Consider the following 25,237-nt stretch of genomic DNA (forward strand, 5'->3'; position numbering starts at 1 on the left):
GGAGGAATCATCCATGACACAATCAGAGAAAAACGTAGCTCATTTATCTATTAACACGATTCGCACACTTACCATTGATAGTGTAGAAAAGGCACAGCATGGGCATCCAGGTATGCCAATGGGAGCTGCACCAATGGCATACAGTCTATGGAAACATGTAATGAACATGAACCCTCAAAATCCAGACTGGTTCAATCGTGATCGATTTGTCTTATCTGCAGGACATGGCTCTATGTTGCATTATTGTTTATTACATCTATCTGGATATGAGCTACCGTTGGAGGAATTAAAAAACTTTAGACAATTAGGTAGTAAGACAGCGGGTCATCCAGAATTTGGAGTTACACCTGGGGTAGAAGTAACTACAGGTCCACTTGGGCAAGGTATACCTGCTTGCGTGGGCTTAGCGCTAGCCGAAAGGCATTTAGCTGCGACTTATAATCGTGAAGGCTATCCGATTGTTGACCATTATACGTATACCATATGTGGTGATGGTGATTTGATGGAAGGAATTTCTTATGAAGCTGCTTCTTTAGCAGGGCATTTAAAATTAGGACGCCTAATTGTTCTCTATGATTCCAATGATATTAGCTTGGATGGAGAACTGGCATTATCATTTTCAGAAGATATCAAGCAGCGATTTGAATCTTGTCATTGGCAATACTTGTATGTGGAAGATGGTAATGATGTAGAAGGAATTAAACAAGCAATATTGGAAGCAAAAGCGGAGGAAGATCGCCCGACCATTATAGAAATTAAGACAAAAATTGGTTACGGCGCCCCTACTATTGAAGGGAAAAGCGATGCGCATAGCGATCCTATCGGTATAGAAGAAATTAAACGGGCAAAAGCATTTTATAAATGGAACTATGAGGAAGACTTCTATGTACCAGAAGAAGTATATGAAGATTTTCGTAGTATTCAAGAAAATGGGAAAGAAAAAGAGCAGCAGTGGAATGAATTGTTTACACAATACGAGCAAGCTTACCCTGAACTAGCTGGTGAATTAAAGCGGATTATGAACGGAGAGTTACCAGAAAATTGGGATGAAGAATTACCTGATTATAAGGATGGAGATACAATTGCTACCCGTGTTTCCGCAAGTGAAGTACAACAAGCTTTAGCAAACCATTTTCCAGAGTTAGTCGGGGGGTCTGCAGATTTAAATGCTTCAACGAAAACAAGGCTCCAAGCATTTGCTGATTTAACAGCACGAGATTATGCTGGGAGAAACATTTCCTTCGGTGTTCGAGAATTCGCTATGGGAGCCATTGCTAATGGAATGGCGCGTCACTATCTCAAACCTTTTGTAAGTACATTCTTTGTTTTTTCTGATTACTTGCGTCCAGCTATTCGCCTATCTGCATTAATGGAGCTTCCAGTGACATATGTGTTTACACATGATAGTGTAGCAGTGGGACAAGATGGTCCAACCCATCAACCTGTTGAGCATTTAGCTTCTTTTCGAGCAATGCCAAATATTACTGTGATCCGACCAGCTGATGCAAATGAAGCGAAAGAAGCGTGGAAAATTGCTGTAGCGCAAAAGGATCGTCCAACTATTCTTGTGCTTGGCCGTCAAAATGTACCAACATTAAAGGCAACAGAAGAAAATGGACAAATTGGTGTTGCCAAAGGAGCCTATGTTATTTCAGAAGCGAAAGAGGCACCACAAGGTATTCTAATCGCTGCCGGTTCTGAAGTTCATTTGGCATTAAAAGCGCAAGATGCACTTTCTGCTGAAGGTATCTTTGTCAATGTTGTCAGTATGCCTTCATGGGATTTATTTGATAAGCAAACAGAGGAGTATAAAGAAAGTGTCTTACCAAGTAGTTTGCAAGCTCGGCTATCGATTGAAATGGGGTCTAAGGTCGGCTGGAAGGAGTACACGGGGTGTAAAGGTGCAGTAATGAGTATTGATTCATTTGGTGTTTCTGGTCCAGGAGAACAGGTTATCGAGCAGTTTGGGTTTACGGTAGAAAATGTAGTGAAAAACTTTAAAGGTCTTTTATAGAACAGTAGTAAACACGGGATACTTGGATGGTCGGTATTTTCGAAGTATCCCGTGTTAATTTTGGAGCAGTTTACAAAACTCGTTTTATGTTAAAGAATGCTTGTTATCACATCCTTAAGTAGTGACGCACAGTAATCATATCTGTGTCGGATTTTCTATGGTGTTGATATAGACTGAAAAACTTTAAAATTCTTTATGCCAAAATGGTAAAAACAATTTAACACCACGTTTATTAAATGGTAAAATCTTACTATCTGCAACCAAATGGGTAATATATCCAATCAGGCATGTATAGTACACCCCTTCTATCCGCAGCGACTGATGTAAATAAAAAGCAATAAATCCAAAAAATATAACACCTAAAATTGAATGTGTATAACTTCTATGAGCTACAAATGAAGCCATCATAATATAAATCCCTAATAACAGCAGCCATTGTTCCTCTAATGCTAATCCGCCAATGATGACACCTACGCCTGTAATGGTGAGCATATGCTTTTGTTTAAGGCGAATGGAAATAGAAAGCAACGCAAATCCACTGCCAGCTCCTATCCATTGTTTCATCCCTTCTCCTTCATAAAAACTATAGATGACAAGTAAAAGCCCGATAACTTGTGTAATCGTCCGAAATAGTTTATGCGATAATGTAATTTTGCCGCGTAATTTTCCATCAATATCAAGGTCTGGTATTAATGCTGAAATTGTCCCTATGCTAACGAGTAAAGCCGTTTCAGCAGGAGGACTTTGTAAGTTGTTTGCGATTATAAAGCCGGTTACCGTACCAATTGCTGCATGCGTTGTACCATTCATGTAAGTATCCTCCTTTCTAGCGCTTTTTTAATAGTATAAGAAACTATCACATGATGTGCTTTAGGGATAGTGAAATAACCGCATCGCCACGTCTGCATCCATCGCCCAGCAACGATGCGACTTCACGAAATCGCCCTATAATATTTTTTCTTAGAAGTAAGAAATAATGCTTGGAAAATGTAGTAGCAAGCAGACCTTTAAACTCCTTATCCATTGTACACCAAAATGTATGTTCTGTTTAGTGAAAACGTGGCTGGCACTTAAGAAAACATGATATAGCAAAAGCCGAACAATTATAAAAGGATTGTCAGGCTGAATAACCATTCAATTCATGCAGATACCAATTTGTCTTTGATGAAAAACGTACCTAAAATAGCTGCATCTACAGCTTTTCTTTTTTATCCTGCGTATAAGTTGCTGCAAGATTCCCATATGAGGAGCTGGATAATCTTGTACTGCAATAAATCTAAGTGGGAGATCGCAGCACATTTAGCTAGGGAGAAAATAATCCCTAATTAGTACCAGATACTAAAACTATATGTTAAAATGAAGTCATATAAATGCAACATAGAAGGAGATTATGGACATGTACTATTTTTGTGCCAATGCTTTAAAAATAATTCTCAGCATATTTGGAAGAATAAAGGTGTATCAAAAAGAAAATACGAATGTATCGGGTGGTTTTGTACTTGCCTGTACACATACAGGTTGGGTAGATATCTTGTGGCTCGGAGTTAGTATGCTACCTGTTAAAATCCATTATATGGCTAAAAAAGAGCTGTTTCAGTCGCGATTTTTAAAGTGGTTTATGGAACAATTGCATGCGTTTCCTGTAGATAGAAAAAATCCTGGACCAAGTGCGATAAAAACACCAAGGAAGCTATTGAAGGCAGGGGAAGTTGTTGGCGTATTTCCTAGTGGCACAAGAACAAGTGAGGAAGTCCCACTAAAAAGGGGAGCAGTTACGATGGCGGGATATGCTAAAGTTCCCATCGTACCAGTTGCTTATCAAGGTCCAAATAACTTGAAAGACCTTTTTAAACGAGTAAAACCGCGAATCATTTTTGGAGAACCAATCTATCTACCTGAAGAACTGCCTTTAAAGCAAGGCATGGAAATGATGATGGAACAATTGGAACTGTCTTTACATGATTTACAAAAACAACTGCAAGCTTTCGAATAAGTGTGTGAAATGGGGGAGAAGACGTGCGACATGTGGCATGTTATTGAAACTTTAATAGTAGAAACGACTATTAACTATTGGATTGGCTTAACAAATGTGCCGTGGTGATTAAAAAAGCCGCGGCTTAATGTTTTCTTTTCCATCTACAATACGATACAATTTTCTAACAACGTTTGAACGAAGTAATGGAACAAGCTGATGCTTGAAAAATTTATTTTCATTTATACTGTAAATACATATTGATTGGTGATTACATGGTGGAATTAAAAAAGAAACGCTGGTTGTTTATTATTACAATTGGGTTAGGGACATTATTGAACCCACTAAACTCATCCATGATCGCGGTTGCAGTTACACGTCTTCAGGAGGATTTTACGTTATCATTTGTACATGCTTCATGGCTAATTTCTATTTTTTATTTAGCAAGTGCAGCAGGTCAGCCAGTGATGGGAAAACTAAGTGATATGTTTGGTCCAAAACGGTTATTTATGACTGGATTAATGCTTGTAGCATTGGCTTCATTGCTAGCGGCTTTTTCTCCGAATTTTCTTTTTTTGTTAGCTTGTCGAGCATTGCAGGCAATTGGCAGTTCCACTTTATTTCCTAGTGGTATGAGTATGATTCGGACGCATATTACAAAAGGACAAGGACGGGCACTTGCAATTTTGTCTATATTCGCATCTACATCGGCAGCCTTTGGGCCATCCATTGGTGGTTTCTTCATTGATTTTTGGGATTGGCAAGCCATTTTTTTCATTAATTTTCCGTTTATCGTGCTGTCGTTTCTTTTAGCTATATTTATTTTACCGAAAACGAAAGAAAACCTTGCTTTAAAGCAGATAGATCTTATTGGAATTGGTTTATTTATTGTATCCATAACGAGCCTTATTTTGTTTTTGCTTTCGTTTGAGGAGGGAAATATTCGCTGGTGGGCACTCTTTGCCTTCCTGATAACCGCGGGAATTTTTTGTAAATTCGAACAACAGCACCGAGCACCATTTATGGATGTGACCAGTTTAAAGAAGAATACGAAGGTAACCATGGTTTATGGGCAATTTATGAGTATTAATCTCATTTATTATTGTTATTTTTTCGGTTTCCCAATCTTTCTTCAACAGGCCCTTATTTATAGCGAAACACAGACAGGGATTATTATGCTAGCATTTGCCGGTTTTGGCGTTATTATTGCACCATTGGCAGGGCGTATGATCGATAAATTAGGGTCGAAATTACCAGCAGTGATAGGGATAGGCTTACTGGTAATCGGTACAGGATTATTATTAACGTACCATGAAACTTCTTCGTTAGGCTGGTTGCTCGTAATAATGAGTGTTTTAGGTGCTAGTAACGGATTTAACAATATTTCCATGCAGACGGCATTATATGAAAATGTAAGACCAGAGGATACAGGACAAGCTTCGGGATTATTTCAAACGAGCAGATATATGGGTGCCATCTTATCTTCCAGTTTATTAGGAATCATGTTTAACCAACAGGTAGGTTATGAAAATTTGCATTTGGTTGCCATTATTTGTTTGATTTTTTCCGTGTTCGTATTTGCTATGGCGTTAAAGCTTCCGGGAAAATTAACGAACAGTAATAGATAGTATGAAACCATGATTCGTTAAATTTATCCCGGATACACGACGTCTGCAACTTTTCCATCAAGAGTTACACACGGTACTAGGAAATCGCAATGAGGAATAATGGTAAATAATTTTCCAATTTATTAATCTGTATGATGTCAAGCGCAGGAGGCTTGATACAGAGATGGTGTTTTTCTTTTACCAGGGAATTTAGGATTTTTGCTTGCTCCGTTTCAAATTAGTTTAGATGGAAAAAACTTCGACTGATCGAAGGATCATTTTTTTGTTACAAACAACTCAATAAATTGTCTAGCACTTTTGGGCAGATAACGGTCCTTAAGCCAAATAATTGCCGAGTGAGAAGTAAACGTGTGGTCTTTAATGGTCAATGGTTTTAGTCCGTGCAAATGGTGCCCTTGAAGTGTGGATTCTGGAATGATGGAAGCTCCCATTTCTTCACTAACCAACTGTAATATCATGTCTACATCAGGGCATTCACAAACAATGTTTGGATAAAGATGGTGTTTTTCAAATTGTTCCACGATTAATTCATATTGCCCTCGCCCGCTAATACGATGTAGTAAAAGTAATGGAAATTCACTTAACTCATTGATCGTGATGGTCTCTGAAACAGTGGACCAATTTTCTGGAATTACTGCTACATAGTTTTCAGTTGGAAGGGAGAGGGAGGCGAACGTTTTCATCTCAAGCGGTAATCGAATAACGGCAACATCAATCGTTCGTTGGAGCAATTGTTCTGCAAGTGAATAAGAATCTCCTTCTCTTAGCTGAAATTGAATGTGTGGATATTTATTGTGATAGTACTTGAGCTTTTTGGGTATTTGTGGAAAGCATGTTTTTACACAGCCGATGGAAAGAGTCCCTTTTATCCCACCGCCAATGTCTTTTACTTCCGTCATCGTTTCTTCCATATAATCAAATAAGTGATTTATTTTTTGATATAAAGTGACACCTGCATCCGTTAACTCCATTTTCCTTCCATTACGCTCCATCAATCTTACACCCAACTCTGTTTCTAATGCTTTAAGACTTTGGCTTAACGGTGGTTGAGCCATATGCAGTTTTTTTGCAGCACGAGTAATTTGCCCTTCTCTTGCAATAGCCTGAAAATACCGTAACTGTCTTAAATCCAATTGTTTCCCCCCTTTTGTACACATTAAATTCCAAATAGAATGTAATCTCAACGGAAGCTGTTTTTCAAAAAGATTCTAGCCTTTGTTCTGAGATAAGCTTGTGTATTACAACATAAACGAATGGTGTCCAAATACTGTTGATGCAATTTAAAACCAAAAAAATATATGTACTATGCAACACTGGATAATTGTATATGATTTTATATATATTAGTTGCCATTGTCAAAAAGTATATCATTTTTATATAGTTTATTAAATAAATAGATATTATGAATATAGCAAAAATTATGATATTATTCTAATTAAAGGTATCATTCAGAAAATTACCTAAATATAGCACGCATATTGTGAAAGCGCTTTTAAAATATGCAAGGAGGGAAACTATGCCAGCGAAAACAGGACAGCAATATATTCAACGGTTAAAACAAGCCAATAATAATGTGTATATTCATGGGGAACGAGTCGTGGATGTGACAGAACATCCAGCATTTAAAAACGTCATTCAATCCATGGCAAAATTGTATGATTTACAATATGAAAAGCCTGATAAAATGTTGTATACATCCCCAACTACAGGAGATAAAGTAAGCAAAACATTTATGGTGCCAACAACGGTTGACGAATTAGTTGAGCGCAGAGAAGCTATCATGGAATGGCAAAGCTTTACAAAAGGATTAATGGGAAGATCGCCCGATTATTTGAATGCAGATGTGATGGCGATGGGGCAGGCAAGCGAATTCTACGCCGAGGGTGATCCTATGTTTGCTGCAAATGTTAAAAACTACGCAGCATTTGCCAGGGAAAACGACATTAGCTTAACACATACATTAATCCATCCACAGGTAAATCGAGCAAAGATACAAGCGGAACAAAAAGATGCTAACGTGGCGTTACATGTAGTGGAAAAAAATGATGATGGGGTTGTTGTTGATGGGATACGATTGTTAGCGACACAAGGTGCTATTACAGACGAAATTTTAGTGTTTCCATCGACTGTTAAAAAGTCAGGAGAATTGGATGATCCTTACTCTCTAGCATTCGCCCTACCAAATAATACGCCAGGGCTAAAATATTTAAGTCGTGAATCTTTTGTATATAGTAATAACCCATATGACCACCCGTTAGGTTATCAATTTGAAGAAGGCGACACCATTGTCGCTTTTGATCATGTGCTTGTTCCATGGAACCGTATTTTTGTATTGGAGAATTCATCGATTTGCAATCGCGCTTTTGGTGAAACGAATGCCGTTGTTCATATGACCCATCAAGTAGTTGCTAAAAACATTGCAAAAACAGAATTTTTACTTGGGGTTGTACTGACTTTAATGGATTCTATCGGTATTGACGGCTTTCAGCACGTGAAAGATAAAGGTACGGAAATTATGTTAACGCTTGAAACAATGAAATCTCATTTGTTTCGTGCCGAGTACAATGCAAAGCTTGATAAGTGGGGTATGATGACACCTGATTTTGCAGCACTTGATGCTGCAAGGAATTGGTTCCCACGTGTGTATCCACGGATGATAGAAATCATTCGTATTCTTGGCGCTTCTGGGATGATGGGGATACCAACCGAGGCAGATTTTGCACATGAGGAGATTGGTCCGATTCTTCACCGCGCCATGCAAGGAAAAAATGTGGAAGGGTATGAGCGTGTGCAAATTTTCCGCTTAGCATGGGATTTAACGATGAGTGCATTTGGAAGCAGGCAAACACATTATGAATATTATTTCTTTGGCGATCCAATTAAAATGGGAATGGCTTACTTCGATAACTATGACAAAGAAACATATAAAGCTCACGTTAGAGAGTTTTTAAACAACCAAAATATGAATAAATTACAGATTTAGGTGCGGTTGCCAATGAGGGAGTTATTTTATGAACTGACAGGAGGTTAATCTATATGGACAGTAGAGCTTTCCGAAATGCAATGGGTTGTTTTACTACTGGGGTAACAGTAATTACAACTAAAGTAGAAGAAGAAATACATGGCATGACAGCAAACGCTTTTATGTCTGTTTCTTTAGAGCCAAAATTAATTACGGTATCCATAGACAACCAAGCAAATATGCTAACGAAAATCTACCAATCCGAAAAATTTGCGGTAAATGTTCTATCGGTTACACAACAGGATATTTCCATGCATTTTGCAAATCAAGTGAAAAAATACGAAGAGGTTCCGTTCGATTTGCTGGAAGGTGTGCCTATTATTCAAGATGCACTTGTTTCTGTTGTATGTGAAGTAGATCGAGCATTTGAAGTAGGTGATCATACACTTTTTATTGGAAGGGTAGAAGCCATTCACTCCAATAATGGAAATCCATTAACGTTTTACAAAGGACAGTATGGAAAGTATGAGCCTGCAGAATATGTGTAAATGAAACCGCCATATAAATCATATATTATTTTATATACAATCTACTGATTTTTAATGAAGGAGCGGAGGAGTAATGGCAAATCAAATTGCGGAACAGCATGAGGAAATGAAACAGGCAGTAAAGGCTGTTCAACATTATATTGATGGGAAGTTTGTTGATGCACATTCTCAGGACGTGTTTAAAAATATGAGTCCCTTTACGAACGAAACGATCAATGCAGTTGCTGCAGGTGAAAAAGCAGATGTGGATAAGGCTGTGAAAGCTGCAAAAAAAGCTTTTTATGGAGAATGGGGAAAACTTAAATTAAAGGAGAGATTAGCCTATATTTACAAAATTGCCGATGCCATTGATGAGCATATTGACGAAATCGCGCCACTGGAATCGTTTGATACAGGACTGCCGATAAGTCAAACCAAAAAAATGGTGAGTAGAGCAGCGTATAATTTTCGCTTTTATGCCGAGATGGTTGCGACACGAATGGTAGGAGAAGCATATCAGGTAGATGATGATTTTTTAAATTACACTATTCAAAAGCCTGTAGGGGTGGCTGGTTTAATTACCCCGTGGAATGCACCATTTATGCTGGAAACGTGGAAGCTTGCTCCAGCACTTGCTACTGGGAATACGGTTGTACTAAAACCAGCAGAATGGTCACCGCTTACAGCAAATCGGCTAGCAGAAATAATTGACATGGTAGGTCTGCCGAATGGAGTATTTAATGTTGTCCATGGTTATGGAGAAACAGCTGGTGCAGCGCTTGTAGCCCATCCAGATGTGCCATTAATTTCATTTACAGGTGAAACGACAACAGGATCCGAAATTATGAAAAATGGAGCGGATCATTTAAAACGTTTTTCCATGGAGCTTGGCGGAAAGTCTCCGATTATCGTGTTTGAAGATGCGGATGTGGAAAGGGCGTTAGACGCTTGCACATGGGGAATTTTCTCATTTAATGGGGAGCGTTGTACAGCTAATTCCCGCTTGTATGTGCAAAAAAAGATTGCCCCAACATTCATTGAACAATTAAAGCAGCGGATTGCTAATATAACAGTTGGTGATCCATTAGACATAAATACAGAAGTAGGCCCGTTAATTCATCGACAACATTATGAAAATGTGGAGCGTTATTTAAACATTGCGGAAGAAGAGGGGTGTGAAGTGGTTAGTGGAAGTGTGCCTAATAGTAAAGGTAATTTCATTCCTCCGACCCTGCTACTACATGCAAGAAATGATATGCGTGTGGTGCAGGAAGAAATTTTTGGACCGGTTATAGCAGCAATGACCTTTACTGATGAAGCAGAAGTGATTGAACTGGCCAATGATGTCCGCTACGGGCTGGCAGGGTATGTGTGGACAAAAGACATCCAGCGCGGTCATCGAGTTGCTCAAGCAATTAACTCAGGGATGTTATGGCTTAACGCTCAAAATGTAAGAGATTTGCGCACGCCATTCGGAGGATCTAAGCATAGTGGTATAGGACGTGAAGGCGGGCATTATGCGTTTGATTTTTATACAGAAACACAGATTGTTCATGTTGCATTAAAGGATCATCACATACCACAGTTTGGGAAATAGAAAGGGGCCATGGGATGGATTTTAATATTATACGTGCAGGCCGTGCTGTTCTGCATGTTACCAATTTAGAGAAGTCACGTTCGTTTTATGAGACGTTGGGATTTGTGGTAACAGAAGCGGATAGCGAAAATATATTTTTTCGCGGTTTGGAAGAACATAACCACCATAGCTTATGGCTAAAACAGGCAACAGAACCAGCTGTGGAAGTGATTAGCTATAAAGTGACCCGTGAACATGATTTGGACGAACTAGAAAAGCTGTTTCTCAGCCAAGGCAGACAAGTAAAGTGGCTGCCAAAAGGAGAGCAGCACGCCATAGGCAGAACGCTTCGTGTTCAGGATATTACTGGTATACCTCTGGAATTTTATGCGGAAATGGAGACTGTAGAGCGATTATTGCAGCGTTATGATTTGCATAAGGGAGCCAAAGTGCAACGAATTGATCATTTTAATTGCATGGTACGTGATGTCGAATCAGCTTATTATTATTACGTACAGAAGCTCGGCTTTGCGTGTTCGGAGTATACAGAAGGAGAACAAGGGAAGGTTTGGGCCGCTTGGCTTCATCGTAAGCCTTCCGTTCATGATGTGGCGTTTATGAATGGTATCGGGCCACGTCTACATCATATTGGTTATTGGTTGAAAGATCCAATGAGTCTCATTGATGGTTGTGATGTACTGGCAGCTGCAGGATATAGCGCGAATATAGAAAGAGGACCTGGCCGACATGGGCTTTCAAATGCTCTTTTTTTATATGTTAGAGATCCGGATGGTCATCGAATTGAATTATACAATGGAGATTACCTAACGAGTGATCCCGACTTTAAGCCAATTAAATGGGATTTAGATGACCCGATGAGGCAAACGTTTTGGGGCCATCAAGCACCTGACTGTTGGTTTGATGAGGCTTCTGAAGTACTAGATATACGGACAGGACAAAAATTGCCGTTACAGGAACCAAAACTGAAGAAAAGTAAGCCACAATTTGTAATGTAACGTATCTCAGATGTACAGGGAAGGAAATAAAAAGGCATATTATCGGACCTCATTCTTCCATGCTCAAACAATTAGTTACCATTTTGCTTCATCCGTATTTTGAAACACTCACTTAGAAAGGATGGTTCACTTGGTTAAAAAATATGAAGAGATTAAACAACGCTTGCGGGGATCAGTCGCCCCATTAATTACTCCGTTTAAAGCGAATTATGAAGTAGATTACGAGAAACAAGCAGAATTAATTGAATACCAGCTGGACAATGGAACACATGCTATTTCCGTTACAGGCACCTCAGGAGAGCCAAGCTCACTTACGCTAGAAGAACGTGTCTACGTCATGGAAAATGCTAAACAGGCAATCAACGGCAGAGTTCCATTTGCTCCAGGAACGGGTTCTACCAATCATGACGAAACGATGTATTTAACAAAGAAAGCCCAGGAAATTGGTGCAGACGCAGCAATGATAATTGTTCCATATTATAATAAACCAAACCAACAGGCTCTATATAAGCACTTCAAGACAATAGCTGATACGGTCGATATACCTATTATTGTCTATAATATACCTAGTCGGACAGCGGTAAATATGGAAGTGGAGACATTAGCCAGACTAAGCGAAGATTGTCCAAACATAATTGGTGTAAAAGAATCGAATAAAGACTTTGAACATGTGAATCGTGTATTACTTTATTGCGGCAGAGATTTTTTGTTGTTTTCAGGTATTGAACTGCTTTGTTATCCGATGCTTACCATTGGTGGTGCAGGTTCGATTAGTGCGACATCTAATGTGGAGCCGAAAAAGGTAGCTGAGATGCATAATGCTTGGGGAGAAGGAGATATCAAGCGTGCGCAGGACCTGCATTTTGAATTAATGCCATTAAATGACGTATTGTTTAAAGATACGAACCCAGCTCCAGTAAAGGCGGCACTTGGCATGATGGGGAAAGTTGAACCTGTACTACGCTTGCCAATGGATATTCCCTCTGAATCATTACAAAAAGAGATTCATCAAACTTTAGTTGACTACGGAAAGGTATTACAGCATACGTGAGCGTTGTACTTTTCAATATACATTATATAAGATTATTCAAATGAACAAATTTATCTGGGGATTGCTTCCATTCATTTTTAAAATCATGCACAATGAATTAGGATGGTGAAAACGTTGCAGACGGTATATATGAAATTATCAGGAATACAACCGTTACAGGAAGGAAAAGTGAATTTGAATAAACAGGAGGTATGGATAAACGGTAGCTCATACAAGAATAAAGATTTGGCATTCGATATTCCTATAACTGGAACTGTATACGGTACACTATTAAATTATCGCAACGCCTATATTCAATCAAAAGAGACAATGCATCAGGCGCCATATCAAGCACCACCAAAAGCTCCCGTTCTATATATAAAACCGAAGAATACGCTTATTGCTCCAGAATCTATCATCCCCATTCCAGAAGAAGAGCAGGAATTGGAAATAGGCGCTGCCTTAGGAGTGGTAATTGGAAAAACGGCTAGCAAAATCGATGAATTCCATGCTTTAGATGTGGTGGAAGGATATACGATTGTCAACGATGTTAGCATTCCGCACGATAGTGTTTATCGACCGGCAGTAAAAGAAAAAGCGCGCGATGGTTTTTGTCCTGTTGGTCCATGGATCATGTCAAAAACTGCTGTTCATAATCCAAATGCATTAGAAATTCGCGTATTAGTTAACGGAGAACTGAAGCAGAAAAGTAATACGAATCAGCTTGTCCGTACAGTAGAAAAACTACTTGCTGACGTAACGGAGTTTATGACGCTTACAAAGGGAGATGTGTTATTAGTCGGTGTTCCAGAGAACCCACCACGGGTAAAAGCGAAAGACCACATCCATATTGAAATAGACCAGATAGGAGTGCTTGAAAATACCATTGACATAGAGAAAGCGAGTGTGGGAGGGAGATTATGAATCATGCACGTGTAGCATACGATGGGTCTATTCAAGAGGCAACCGTCATCGATGATGATGTTCAACTGCTTGATGGTAGATTAGTGACACAAGATGAAGTAGTATGGTTACCACCTGTACAACCGAATACCATTTTTGCGTTAGGATTAAACTATGCGGATCATGCAAAGGAACTATCTTTTTCAGCAGTTCAAGAGGACCCGCTTGTCTTTTTGAAAGGTCCGAATACGTTAATTGGCCACAAAGGAAAGACAGTTCGCCCACATGACGTGACATTTATGCATTATGAATGTGAATTAGCGGTGGTGCTTGGCAAACAAGGAAAGCATATTCAACAAGAAGAAGCTTATGATTATGTGAGAGGTTATACGGTAGCGAATGATTATGCCATTCGCGATTACTTAGAAAATTATTACCGCCCAAACTTGCGTGTGAAGAATCGCGATGGTTGCACACCTATAGGTCCGTGGCTTGTTGATAAGGAAGATATACATGACCCGATGAATTTAACTCTGCGAACTTACATTAATGGAAAGAAAACACAGGATGGTACAACTGCAGATATGCTTTTAAGTATACCGCAATTAATCGAGTACTTAAGTAGTTTTATGACATTATATCCCGGGGATATCATCTTAACAGGAACGCCAAAAGGATCAGTCGATACAGTAGTCGGAGATGAAGTCGTAACTGAAATTGAAGGGGTCGGTCGCTTGGTAAATACGGTAGTTGGTGAAGAAGCGTTGCAAAACAGTTGAACTAGTAAAGGAGCCAATGCAATGCCACATTTGATTATCGAGTATACAGCAAATCTTCGGAAAGAAATAGATATAGCGAATTTGTTAAAAATCGCCCATCAGGCGTTATTATCACATCATGTCATTATTCCAATTGGGGGTCTTCGCTCCAGAGCAATCGTATTAGAAGATTATCTTATTGCTGATGGTACTGAGGATGATGCCTTTATCCATGCGACTTTAAAATTAGGAAAAGGGCGGACGGAGGCTGAAAAAAAACGGCTTTGCGATGATTTGTTTACAGCAATGACAGATCATTTAACTGCCGTTTTTAAAGTGCGTTACCTAGCCATCTCACTCGAATTATATGAATTTACTTTCCCAACGTATAAACTAAACAATATTCATCATCGCTATCCAAAGTAGGTTTTATCAAGCGAAAATAAAATAATCGGAGTTATGGCATCATAACAACCCTTTTTGACATCATATATCATTTAGTATATGATATATCCACTATGGAAAATAAACCGATTACTAAAAAGCAAAAAGCATATGATTATATGAAGTCGCGGATTATTGAAGGACACTATGCACCAGGACAACGTATCGTGATTAATCAATTAGTGAAAGAACTATCTACAAGCGCTATTCCGATTCGGGAGGCGGTTCGGCAATTAGAAGCGGAAGGGCTCATTGATTACCAAAACAATATTGGTCCGGTAGTGACGCCGATTAATAAGCATGAATATGTAGATACACTCTCCGTTCTAGCTGTCATGGAAGGATACGCAACAGCGTTAAGCAGCCAACATGGTATTCCAGAGGGGAAAATAGCGGTGTTAACCATGAAAAATCAACAAATGAAGGAGGCAATAGAAGCGTTTGATTTTCAAGCGTTTGGTCAATTAAATCGTGATTTTCATAATTTAATTTATCGCTATTGTAACAATACCTATTTGGTTGAAGAAATTCATAGATTATGGAGAAAACTAGATTCCATCCGCAGAGCAGGTTCCGCATTCCATCCAAAACGAGCAATAGCTTCGATTGAAGAACATAAGCAGTTAATCCATTTACTAAGCCAAAATAAGGAATTTGAAACGATTGAGAAGGCAGCGAGAAACCATAAATTAAATACGAAAGATTCATTTTTAAGTCAGCAGCATGTTTATGGAGAAGCTTTTTTATGAAATAACAAAGTATAAAATTAGCTCTTGTGTATAATAACATAACTGTATAAGCCACGTCCGGCCCATGAGCCCAGCAACTAGGCAACTTCACGAATCGCCCTACGATAAGTCATCATTGGTTCGTGTCCTTACCATGATTTCTAAAACTTTAGTTGCTTCGTTCCATTAGCTACGTTGCTAACCGGGGCTCTGCGCCTTTGTTCCATTATAGGAAAGTATAAGATTTTTTGGTTTATAGTATAAGAAAAACAAAGGCTTGGCGACAAGCCAAGTTTTTCTAATGATGGATAATTCGATTGTGAACGATAAAAAAAGCTATAATCTTTTGCTCACTTCCCCTTATATATTGTTGGAGGTGTCTTAAAATATTGGTTGAATAGACCATTACTATCAACGTGTAAGGGGATATTTAATAAGTAACCAAATACTATACTTTTAAATTATATATGATTTCATATATAATTTATTCGCATATAAAAATGCATAATTATTCGTGATTATGGATGAAAACATAATACGCACTATTGTAAGCGTTGTCTTGTTTTGTTTTTTGTATGGAGGTGAAATGATGGTTCGTAAAATAAGGGTGTTGATAGGGATTGTAGTATTATTTATTCTGGCTGCGCGTTCAGAAGGGATTGCTTCCACTAACTCTGAGCACCATTTGGTAATTTCGCACTTTTTACCAGGGAGTCATCCGATACAAACAGATGTTTTTCGAGCGATTGGTAATGAAATGAAAGAAAAGTCTCATGGTCCAAATGATCATTTTTATATTCATTGTTGTATTGCTTGTGAGGAAGAACCCTTCATTGGCACCTGTAAGATCAGAACAGGGATCAACAAGGGAAAAACTCCATACGATAAAGAGTATTTGGCCATTTCTAGCGTTATTTCTAATTAGTATTGGCGGAATTTATGTGGGGTTTTTACACCTACAGAAGCGGCTGGAGTAGGCGCAATGGGGGCCATGCTTTTTTCTTTTCTTTCAAGAAGATTGAATTGGAACTGGCTAAAACTTGCTTTTAATGAATCCGTAAAATTGACAGCATATATTTTTTTAATTCTTATTGGTGCTACGCCAGTTTTTAACGATTAGCAGACTACCAGTGCAACTAACCAGTATAGTCAGTCATTTGGAATGGAACCCATATGTTATTCTAATTGCTATTTTGTTGGCATTGTTTTTGCTTGGATGTTTGATTGAAGGATCGTCACTTATTGTGCTTACCATTCCCATTATCTATCCGATTATTTTAGAGTTGGGATTTAGCGGTGTTTGGTTCGGTATCATTATGGTAATGGCAATTAAATCGGTTCATTAACACCCCCACTTGGAATTAGTATTTTTGTAATTAAAGGAGTTGCTACAGATATACCTGTACAAACCATTTTTAAAGGCGCTATCCCGATGATTGCTGGGATGATAATTTGCCTCCTGATCCTCATTGTCTTTCCTTCCTTTGTCACTTTTTTACCGAGCTTAATGAGATAAATGATTAGCGAAAGGAGCTCTTTCAGAACATGAGAACTTCTTTTTATTTTGTAAGATAAGAAAGTATCAAATAAGGTGCTTGTGGATAGCGAAATAACCGGATAGTCACGTCCGGCTTCATCGGCCAGCAACGATGCGACTTGAGAAATGCGCCTTTCGATAAGGCCTCATTGGTTCGTCTCTAAGAGGAAGAACGACTAAAAACGGTCTTGCCGCCCAGACGTCGGCATACCCCAGTTTTAGTGGCATGGTCCCTTTATCCCGTAAGAAGGCGTTGTAGACTCCCACGGTCTAAGAATGGAAGATGTGAGCGGAACAAGTCGAAGCGGGAGGTAACAGCACCTAAATCCCCTATTTCGTAAGAGGTCTTTAAGTCATACCCTGGCGTTACTAACCGTCAACGGGGGAGGAAGAAACCCCCGCTGATGGAAGGTTCCCTTTATCTTTCGTTGATTCGTTCCATTCGCTACGTTGCTAAGCGGGATCGCCGATTCTTTGTTCGTACTTGAAGTTTTAGAAACTAATATTCTCATTAAATATAGCATTATAGCTTTCGGTGGTTTTTAAATTTTCCCGTACTTACGAGTATGATCATGTTTGTCTAGCTTGTTACATAGCTTTAAGGACAAGGGAATCTGTGGTAATGACGTAGCGCGCGTATTAAAAGTATTTTTAATTTTTTAGGCGGCCCTAAGATGTTAGTCATTGTTTCCACTTTAAGCCGTGAGGGAGCATCCACTCCACCCTTCTTCATTGAAATTTGCTTTATTAGAAACGAAACATAACATAACATACCCTATCAAGTCCACCTTATGTAAACTGCTGTGACTTAATTATTTTGCTAAAGCTTTGTGAAAATATGTTATGCTGAAATTAAGAACTGTAAGGGAGGCTGCTAGACGGTGAAAGTAAACATAATAGAGCTAAACGGGAAGCAACCATTATCTATAAATGAAATTGGAAACAACATTTGGATTGCTTCGGAAACACAAAAAAAGAAATATGAAATTATAGATCAAGCAAATACTTTACAAACAGAGGGGCTTACCGTTTTAAATTGTATTCCTATTCATGATGAAAAAAGGAGACGTTTTGAAGAACGGTTTTTAAACCGGCCTCGATTAATAGAAAATGAGCCGGGATTTATTGCGATTCGCGTATTACGCCCAGTGCAAGATGACATATATATAGTCTTGACTCAGTGGCAGACAGAGGAGGCTTTTCGAAACTGGCAGGCATCCACTGCCTACCAACATGCACATAGAAAAAGAAAAACCCAGCAAGGGATTGACCAAGAGGCAGGTGTTCTAAAAGACAAGCCCTATCACAAGTTGTATCGACCAAATATTTATTAAATTATAGAGAAATAGCAAATTATGAACGAAAGAGGACTGTAAGTATGGTAAATAAACGACATGAAAAATTATATTTATTTGAAAAAGCATTAAACTATACTGGAGTTGGATTAATTATTACTGATCCTAATTTAGAGGAAAATCCGATTATTTTTGTAAACAGAGGTTTTACAGAATTGACTGGGTATATGGAAAATGAAGTAGTCGGGAAAAATTGCCGCTTTTTGCAAGGAACAGAAACAGATCCTTACAGTTTGGAGCGGATTCGTCAAGCAATACAAGCAAATGAATCGATTACCATACAGGTATATAATTATAAGAAAGACGGGACAGGCTTTTGGAATGAGTTATCGATTGACCCGATGTGGGTGGAAGAAGAACAAAAATATTACTTTGTCGGAGTGCAAAAAGATGTGACCAATGAGAAGGAGAGCGAACGACTATTACAAAATAGTTTGTTAGAAATCGAAAAGCTGTCAACGCCTATTGTACCGATTCGCGATGATGTAGCAGTTTTGCCGCTCATTGGAAATATGAATGATCAACGGATGGAGACAATGATGGCAAATATATCTACCTATATGGAACAAGCCAATGAAGAATATATTATTATTGACCTATCTGGTCTACACGAAGTAGATACATATACGGTATCACGACTATTAAAGATACACCAATTTATTTTATTAATGGGTAAAAAATTATTATTTGCTGGCATTCGTCCTGATATGGCTTTAAAAACGGTGATTATTCAGGATACATTTAAAGATATAAACACGTTTAAAAATGTAAAGATGGCGTTGCATTATATAGATAAGGAGAGGGAGGATAAATAGGTTACACTTTAACAAGCAGCAGGCGACAACTACTTGAGCGTCTCCTTCTGCTTTTTGAGCTTTTTTGTCTGGAAAATTTTCCTCATTTACACTGGAGATTCCTATTACAAAAGTAGAGGCAGATTGTTAATTTCACTCTCCGCCTCCCCAACGTTTTCTAAAAGGGGAGGTTGTTTTTAATAGGATAAGAAAGCATAAAATGAGGTGCTTGTGAATAACGAAATAATCGAAAGCCCACGTCCTGCGCATGAGCCCAGCAACGATGGGACTTTAGAAATGAGCCCTACAATAAGGCATTATCGGTTCGTCTCTAAGAGGAAGGTCGACTAAAATTGGACTTGCCGACCAGACGTCGGGATACCTCGGTTTTAGTGGGTTCCTTTATCTCGGTTGATTCGTTCCAATTGCTACGTTGTTAAACGGCGTCTCGCGCTGTTCAATTAATTTTAATCCATAAAAGTGAAAGGCTTAACTCTGTTAGCTCGATCGAAAAATGGAAGCGACAATATTGTGTTTAATAATAGATTATATTATGATGTACTATGGTACAACTTTTATAATGAATTGTGAAAATAGTCACTTAAATGAAATGTGTTATCAAGTATGAAGTAAAGGAGCTTATTATGAAAATAGGGATTGATAAAATAGGTTTTTACGCTCCGCATTTATATGTGGACATGAATAATTTGGCGAAAGCTAGAAACGTAGACCCTGAAAAATTCACCATTGGTATTGGTCAGGAAAAAATGGCGGTTGCACCACTTACACAAGATGCAGTTACATTAGCTGCCAACGCAGCATTGGAAATTCTAGATGATGCGGATAGAGCTGCCATTGATTTTGTTATATTTGGTACAGAAACAGGCGTGGACCATTCAAAAGCAGCAGGGGTTTATGTTCATCATTTACTGAACCTACAACCTCATACGAGAACAGTAGAAGTAAAGCAGGCGTGTTTTGGTGCTACTGCCGGTATTCAAATGGCAAAAGGGCATATTGCTTTAAATCCAGACAGCAAGGTTTTAGTTTTAGCTTCAGATATTGCGAGATACGGGCTTCGAACTGGTGGTGAGGCGACACAAGGTGCTGGCGCAGTCGCCATGATCATTAGTAAAGATCCAAAAATTTTGGCACTTGAAGAGCCGTCTGCCTATTTAACAGAGGATGTGATGGATTTTTGGCGTCCGGTTTATTCCGAATATGCACAGGTAGATGGGAAACTTTCGAATGAAATGTACTTGTCCTTCTTTGAAAAAATTTGGAATGCCTTTAAGCAGAACACAGGGTTAGGCATTGGTGACTTTTCTGCTATTTGTTACCATCTTCCATATACAAAAATGGGATTAAAGGCTTTACGGATTATTTATGATCAAGGCACTAAAACAGATAAAGATCGTTTACTGGAAAACCTGGAATACAGTAAAATTTATAATAAACATGTCGGTAATATTTATACAGGCTCTTTATATTTAAGCTTCCTGTCATTGCTTGAACATCAAAGCAAGCTAAATGCGGGTGATAGAATAGGGCTGTTTAGTTATGGTTCCGGAGCTGTGGGAGAGTTCTTTATGGGTCTTCTGCAGACTAATTATCAAACCCATTTAAACACGAAACAACATCAGGATTTACTCGCGTCGAGAAGAGAAGTAAGTGTGGAAGAATATGAACAAATTTTTGAAGCAAAATTGCCAAACGATGGAACGGATTTTGAACTGGATGTAGACGCTGATCCAGCTAAAATAAAGCTCTCTGGAGTTGGTGGTCATATCCGCCATTATATGAATAGTAGTCAAGTGAAGAGTTAAAAATGTTTAAGCGGGTTTCTCATGTATGGAGAAACCCGCTCGCTTTTTAGGCTCTATACTAAATGTGGTGGTACTCCTTATTGTGGCAATGCGCAGAAAGATGCAAAAAAATACACTCATTCTCCTCTCTTTTGATAACCTTAAGTTGCAGACCAAAAGGTAAAGGAGAGGGAAAGAGTGCAATATCATCTTAACATAGACTTATTGGGGATAAAAGATAAACAAGTAGAAGTATGGGATATAAAAGAAGAACCCACGAAATTATTGGTAGAATTTTATACAAAAGTTAAAAAGCAAACAGCAGGCTTGTCTGCCCTGACTTTTTCTTAGTCCAAAAGTTTACGAAAAACTTTCACGATTGGTTATTTCTTGAGCAATGGCTTCTGTTAATTCTGAAGTCATTTTCGGAACAAATGATTTTAACGCTGGATTGATTACTGGTCCCATCATTCCTCCTGCTTTGATATCCAAATGCCCAGTCATTTCCGTCTGGGCTGCGTTAATCGCCTTAGCGCTAAATGCTCCACTACCGGTGAATTTTTCACTTAAACCCTTCAAGTCAAATGTTACTTCATTAGGCTTTTCCCATTTAGTGATAATTACCTTTAAATGTACTTTTTTATGAACGATACCGAGGTCGCCTTTGAACGTCCATGTCGATTCCTTATCGTTGATAATCTCATGATTAATATAACCAGGTACTAATGGCGCCCAATTGTTCATGTTGCTAACAAAATTCCACACATGCTCAATTGGCACATTTAAGGTTACCTCCTTCGTTCCACTAGGCATAAATCTATCCTCCTCCTTTTATTTATCTGCGTTTAGTAACAGATGTATTAAAATTTAGCAGCAATAAAACATAATAGCAAATTCACGCCCCATTTAAAGAATTATAACGTCCATCAGCAGCGAATATAAAATAATTATTAAGCTATAGTTTATTTTATACCACAAATAAGCTATATTTAACCATATATCAAAAGTAAGAGAAGCAATCTAGGTGGAGAATAGGGAAATTTCGAGATTTGTATTTTCACAGCAGGGGTTATTTACAGAAGAAATAGCTTAAAGCAAGTACACAACGCCATATAAGCAAGGCGAACAGTCAAGTCATAAGTAAAAACGAGCAACCAAGCAAAGTATGCGATCCTCCAGCTAGATCAAGTAACTGAGTAAGGCGAACAGTCAAGACACAAGCCAGATCGAGTAATAAGCAAACCGAACGTTTAAATCACAAGCTGATGAGCAAAAAGTAGAGAACTCAATCGAGACTTGGTCTAAATGGAGTATCAGTTATCCAGTATAAAATCAAATTTAAATCGTTGTAGAAGCAAACGGCGAACATGAAGGGGGTACGGTGAAGTGGGGATACTGATTCAAGGAAAGAGTGTTTCCAAAAAAGTAAATAATAATTGTATTTTAGATCATATCGACTTTACCTTTTGGCAAGGTGAAGCCGTAGCAATTGTTGGTACGAATGGTTCAGGGAAGAGCACGTTGCTTCGGCTTTTAACTGGGATTTCGGAGCCTTCGAGTGGTACTATTCAACGTGGTAATTGTCGTATTGGCTATGTACCAGAACAATTTTCGGTAAATATATCGTTTACAGGATTTGACTACCTTTATCATTTAGGGAGGATCGAAGGGCTATCCCGTGAAACATCGAAAAAGAGAACCCACCAACTTCTCGAGCAATTTGGTTTACAAGCAACTTCTAAAGCAATGAAGCTCTATTCTAAAGGAATGAGGCAAAAAATAAACATCATGCAAGCATTGTTACATTCTCCCAGTCTGCTAATTTTAGATGAGCCATTATCGGGTTTGGATAATACCGCTCAATTAGAAGTCGAGTCCATTTTACATGAGCTAAAGGAAAAAGGACTGACCATCATATTCACCTGTCATGACCATCTACTTTTAAAACAGCTTGCAGACCGTACTCTCCAATTGCGAAATGGCAAGTTCACAGAAGTTACTGAAACCATTTTAGCAACAAAAGAAAACACAGTTACGATTGAAACGACTCTTCCAGCTGACTGTTTAGTGCTGAAGCAATTTGACAACAACCCCAAAATAAATGCGATGCAAATACTTGCAAATAAAGTTATATTCAAAGTACACCCATTAAAAAGCGATGAAATGATTTTGCAATTGATTCAAGCCGGTGTTTCCATCATTTCTGTTACACAAATTAGACAGATTGACGTTTTCAATAATGAGAGGGGGTAAAGGAATGAAAGCTTTAATTGTGTATCATTTGATAGCTTACATGAAATCTTATAATTACGTTCCGCCTATGAGCATTTTTATTATGATCCTAGTAGTCAATTATTCTATCTATCCTAACCCCGTTTTAGCAAGCTATGGGATGACAGCTATCTATTTGTATATTATTGCAGCGTGGATTTCCCTTCGTTTTTTCCATACAGAAGATATGATTCAACAACAAGTAACCATTCTCCATGCTGGAAACGATAGAAAATATTTTTGCAGTATGTACCTAGCCGCAGGTTGTATTGTGGTTCTGTTAGCTTTTATTTCCATAGTTTATCCTATTGTATTTCGGATGTTTTCTAAGCAGGTAACGCTGCAGGAGCTTGGAATTGGATTTGCCACACATTGTTTATTAGGAATGGTTGCAATTGCCTTAAGTGGAGTATTTTCTAGAGCAATCATTGCGAACAAGATAAATTCCTGGTTAGGAATCAGTTTAATGCTTCTTGTGTCCATTGCCTCTTTAGGGTTAGAACAACTCATACCGGGATATTGGAAATACATATTATTTGTCCTTCCACCAGTTTCAGAATTAGCTTTACTTATGAGAGATCCATTAGACCTTCATGGCATTTTCCGTGTTTATTTATGGACCATGGCGTATACAGGTGTTGTGGTGGCGGTGTTTTTTATTATTTATCGTCGTAAAAAGAAATTTTTATAAAAAACATGGCATTTCAAGGTGGGAGAGGGAGTTTTGACGTATGAACATATTCTGTTTTTTGCTATAAAATGACCAAACCTACTTCCTACAAAGCGTCCTCTTAAAACTGGGAATCTTTTTATTTAATTTTTAGATGAGTAGGAATACACTTTTGTTCTATTTAACAGCAATCGACTAATCAAATGTTATACTGTGTGCGTTATTTATCGGCTATTTCCAAATCAGGTCTTTCGAATTTAGTTATGTTAGTTGTTACATTAATTATGTTTGTGTTTTCAGCTAAGGAATCGGCTGGAGTTTTACTTCCCATGCTTCTAATTGAGGATTTCTTTGCAATGTTCTATTATCGTCGTAATGTTATTTGGGAAAATTTAACAAATACTTCCATGGGTGTTGCTAAGTGTCACCAGTGGTTTTTATTTTTTACAGCAAGTAAATGATGGTCAGCTAAAACCAATTATTGGTGCGATTGTACTCTTAATGATTAGTTTAAATGTCATTCGTGATCGACTTGGAGAACGATTAACCAGATTTTACCAAATTCCTTATTTTTTACAATAATCATGGGAGTTCACAGTGGCTTTACGACGATGGTAGGAAATGATGCTGGTGCTATTATGACCATCTACTTGTTAGTAAAAGGTGTGCCAAAGAGGGGATTTATCGGAACAACTGTATGGTTTTTCATCACGTCAATTTGATTAAAGTTCCTTTTTATTTGCATTTATATTAATTAGCAGTTCATCTTTCTGTTTGAATGTGATCATGAGTCCGATTATTTTATTAGGTACCTTGTTAGGTGTTAGAATTTTATCACTTATACCACAAAAAGTCTTCACTGGTTTAGTTTTGCTATTGGCAGCTATAGGAGGAATATATTTAGTATTTGGTTAACGTCATGGAGGGGGCTAGAAAAGCTGAAAATCGCTTGTGAAAAAAATTCTGAGCTAAATATAGAGAATAACATAAGTCTATTCAGGGTCCATTTACTAAAAATTTATCTGATAAAGGCTCATTTGTATGAAGCAATTGCATGAATGAACTAGATGAAAAAGCTATACATAATAGATCACCATAATAACAAGTGAAATAAAAATCTTACCTGCAAATTTCACTTGGATCTCCTCCAATCATGCGTAATTTGTTCATAGATAAGAAACCACCATGGCTCGCCTAGAGCGCGAGCCACCATCTATTATGAAAATAAATTTTAAATCTAAAAAGAG

At 38.2% G+C, this 25,237-nt stretch carries 24 protein-coding genes and 1 pseudogene; 22 read left to right on the forward strand and 3 right to left on the reverse strand.

What is annotated here, in order from left to right; genetic code table 11:
* Positions 1-13 precede the first annotated feature (13 nt).
* Positions 14-2,014: a transketolase gene (gene tkt, locus D1839_RS16990; RefSeq protein WP_120381024.1), complete on the forward strand. Its 2,001-nt coding sequence runs from the start codon at positions 14-16 to the stop codon at positions 2,012-2,014.
* A 183-nt stretch (positions 2,015-2,197) separates the two neighbouring features.
* On the opposite strand, the gene D1839_RS16995 is transcribed toward tkt, so the two are convergent.
* Positions 2,198-2,824, reverse strand: coding sequence for a metal-dependent hydrolase (locus D1839_RS16995; protein ID WP_120381025.1), 627 nt, complete (start codon positions 2,822-2,824; stop codon positions 2,198-2,200).
* Between the two features lie 586 nt (positions 2,825-3,410).
* On the opposite strand from D1839_RS16995, the gene D1839_RS17000 reads away from it, so the two are divergent.
* Both D1839_RS17000 and D1839_RS17005 read left to right on the forward strand, forming a co-directional pair.
* Entirely contained in the window at positions 3,411-4,007 is a 597-nt protein-coding gene (locus D1839_RS17000) for a lysophospholipid acyltransferase family protein (RefSeq protein ID WP_120381026.1), read from the forward strand.
* 257 nt (positions 4,008-4,264) lie between these two features.
* On the forward strand, positions 4,265-5,614 hold the full coding sequence (locus tag D1839_RS17005) for an MFS transporter (protein ID WP_158589694.1): 1,350 nt from the start codon (positions 4,265-4,267) through the stop codon (positions 5,612-5,614).
* A gap of 254 nt (positions 5,615-5,868) precedes the next feature.
* On the opposite strand, the gene D1839_RS17010 is transcribed toward D1839_RS17005, so the two are convergent.
* On the reverse strand, positions 5,869-6,747 hold the full coding sequence (locus tag D1839_RS17010) for a LysR family transcriptional regulator (RefSeq protein ID WP_120381028.1): 879 nt from the start codon (positions 6,745-6,747) through the stop codon (positions 5,869-5,871).
* A 383-nt stretch (positions 6,748-7,130) separates the two neighbouring features.
* On the opposite strand from D1839_RS17010, the gene hpaB reads away from it, so the two are divergent.
* The 16 genes and pseudogenes from hpaB to D1839_RS17080 all read left to right on the forward strand — a co-directional run bounded on the left by hpaB (position 7,131) and on the right by D1839_RS17080 (position 21,400).
* On the forward strand, positions 7,131-8,597 hold the full coding sequence (gene hpaB / locus D1839_RS17015; RefSeq protein WP_120381029.1) for a 4-hydroxyphenylacetate 3-monooxygenase, oxygenase component: 1,467 nt from the start codon (positions 7,131-7,133) through the stop codon (positions 8,595-8,597).
* 53 nt (positions 8,598-8,650) lie between these two features.
* Positions 8,651-9,124: a flavin reductase family protein gene (locus tag D1839_RS17020; RefSeq protein WP_120381030.1), complete on the forward strand. Its 474-nt coding sequence runs from the start codon at positions 8,651-8,653 to the stop codon at positions 9,122-9,124.
* 73 nt (positions 9,125-9,197) lie between these two features.
* Positions 9,198-10,700 (forward strand): 5-carboxymethyl-2-hydroxymuconate semialdehyde dehydrogenase, encoded by a 1,503-nt coding sequence (gene hpaE / locus D1839_RS17025; protein WP_183030266.1) that lies wholly within the window; start codon positions 9,198-9,200, stop codon positions 10,698-10,700.
* A gap of 14 nt (positions 10,701-10,714) precedes the next feature.
* Complete coding sequence (gene hpaD / locus D1839_RS17030; protein ID WP_120381031.1) at positions 10,715-11,695, forward strand: 3,4-dihydroxyphenylacetate 2,3-dioxygenase; 981 nt, start codon at positions 10,715-10,717, stop codon at positions 11,693-11,695.
* A gap of 130 nt (positions 11,696-11,825) precedes the next feature.
* Positions 11,826-12,746: a 2,4-dihydroxyhept-2-ene-1,7-dioic acid aldolase gene (gene hpaI, locus D1839_RS17035; protein ID WP_286164846.1), complete on the forward strand. Its 921-nt coding sequence runs from the start codon at positions 11,826-11,828 to the stop codon at positions 12,744-12,746.
* A gap of 114 nt (positions 12,747-12,860) precedes the next feature.
* Positions 12,861-13,649 (forward strand): fumarylacetoacetate hydrolase family protein, encoded by a 789-nt coding sequence (locus tag D1839_RS17040; RefSeq protein WP_199690346.1) that lies wholly within the window; start codon positions 12,861-12,863, stop codon positions 13,647-13,649.
* Positions 13,646-14,407 (forward strand): fumarylacetoacetate hydrolase family protein, encoded by a 762-nt coding sequence (locus D1839_RS17045; RefSeq protein ID WP_120381033.1) that lies wholly within the window; start codon positions 13,646-13,648, stop codon positions 14,405-14,407. Before D1839_RS17040 ends, D1839_RS17045 begins: the two co-directional genes overlap by 4 nt.
* Positions 14,408-14,428: 21 nt before the next feature.
* Entirely contained in the window at positions 14,429-14,812 is a 384-nt protein-coding gene (locus D1839_RS17050) for a 5-carboxymethyl-2-hydroxymuconate Delta-isomerase (RefSeq protein WP_120381034.1), read from the forward strand.
* A 92-nt stretch (positions 14,813-14,904) separates the two neighbouring features.
* Positions 14,905-15,579 (forward strand): GntR family transcriptional regulator, encoded by a 675-nt coding sequence (locus tag D1839_RS17055; RefSeq protein ID WP_120381035.1) that lies wholly within the window; start codon positions 14,905-14,907, stop codon positions 15,577-15,579.
* 568 nt (positions 15,580-16,147) lie between these two features.
* On the forward strand, positions 16,148-16,483 hold the full coding sequence (locus D1839_RS20490; protein ID WP_199690348.1) for a hypothetical protein: 336 nt from the start codon (positions 16,148-16,150) through the stop codon (positions 16,481-16,483).
* 66 nt (positions 16,484-16,549) lie between these two features.
* A pseudogene (locus tag D1839_RS20925) lies at positions 16,550-16,904 on the forward strand (TRAP transporter large permease subunit).
* Positions 16,905-16,933: 29 nt separating this feature from the next.
* Positions 16,934-17,074: a hypothetical protein gene (locus tag D1839_RS21425; protein ID WP_353616263.1), complete on the forward strand. Its 141-nt coding sequence runs from the start codon at positions 16,934-16,936 to the stop codon at positions 17,072-17,074.
* A gap of 902 nt (positions 17,075-17,976) precedes the next feature.
* Positions 17,977-18,429, forward strand: coding sequence for an antibiotic biosynthesis monooxygenase family protein (locus D1839_RS17065; RefSeq protein ID WP_120381036.1), 453 nt, complete (start codon positions 17,977-17,979; stop codon positions 18,427-18,429).
* Positions 18,430-18,473: 44 nt separating this feature from the next.
* A complete protein-coding gene (locus D1839_RS17070) occupies positions 18,474-19,265 on the forward strand; it encodes an STAS domain-containing protein (RefSeq protein WP_120381037.1) in 792 nt (263 codons plus the stop codon).
* 623 nt (positions 19,266-19,888) lie between these two features.
* Positions 19,889-21,070, forward strand: coding sequence for a hydroxymethylglutaryl-CoA synthase (locus D1839_RS17075; RefSeq protein ID WP_120381038.1), 1,182 nt, complete (start codon positions 19,889-19,891; stop codon positions 21,068-21,070).
* Between the two features lie 177 nt (positions 21,071-21,247).
* Positions 21,248-21,400, forward strand: coding sequence for a hypothetical protein (locus D1839_RS17080; RefSeq protein ID WP_158589695.1), 153 nt, complete (start codon positions 21,248-21,250; stop codon positions 21,398-21,400).
* A 9-nt stretch (positions 21,401-21,409) separates the two neighbouring features.
* Here the strand turns inward: D1839_RS17080 and D1839_RS17085 are convergent, their stop codons facing one another.
* Positions 21,410-21,862, reverse strand: coding sequence for a CoxG family protein (locus tag D1839_RS17085; protein ID WP_120381039.1), 453 nt, complete (start codon positions 21,860-21,862; stop codon positions 21,410-21,412).
* Between the two features lie 573 nt (positions 21,863-22,435).
* Here D1839_RS17085 and D1839_RS17090 point away from each other — a divergent pair.
* From D1839_RS17090 to D1839_RS20510, 3 genes are all read left to right on the forward strand, one after another.
* The gene (locus tag D1839_RS17090; RefSeq protein WP_120381040.1) at positions 22,436-23,302 is read left to right on the forward strand and encodes an ABC transporter ATP-binding protein; all 867 of its coding nucleotides are present in this window, start codon (positions 22,436-22,438) and stop codon (positions 23,300-23,302) included.
* A gap of 4 nt (positions 23,303-23,306) precedes the next feature.
* A complete protein-coding gene (locus D1839_RS17095) occupies positions 23,307-24,011 on the forward strand; it encodes a hypothetical protein (RefSeq protein WP_120381041.1) in 705 nt (234 codons plus the stop codon).
* A gap of 393 nt (positions 24,012-24,404) precedes the next feature.
* Entirely contained in the window at positions 24,405-24,572 is a 168-nt protein-coding gene (locus D1839_RS20510; protein ID WP_199690352.1) for a hypothetical protein, read from the forward strand.
* Positions 24,573-25,237: the final 665 nt, after the last annotated feature.

The organism is Roseburia sp. 1XD42-34 (genome assembly GCF_009917385.1).
GTDB lineage: Bacteria > Bacillota > Bacilli > Bacillales > Amphibacillaceae > Virgibacillus.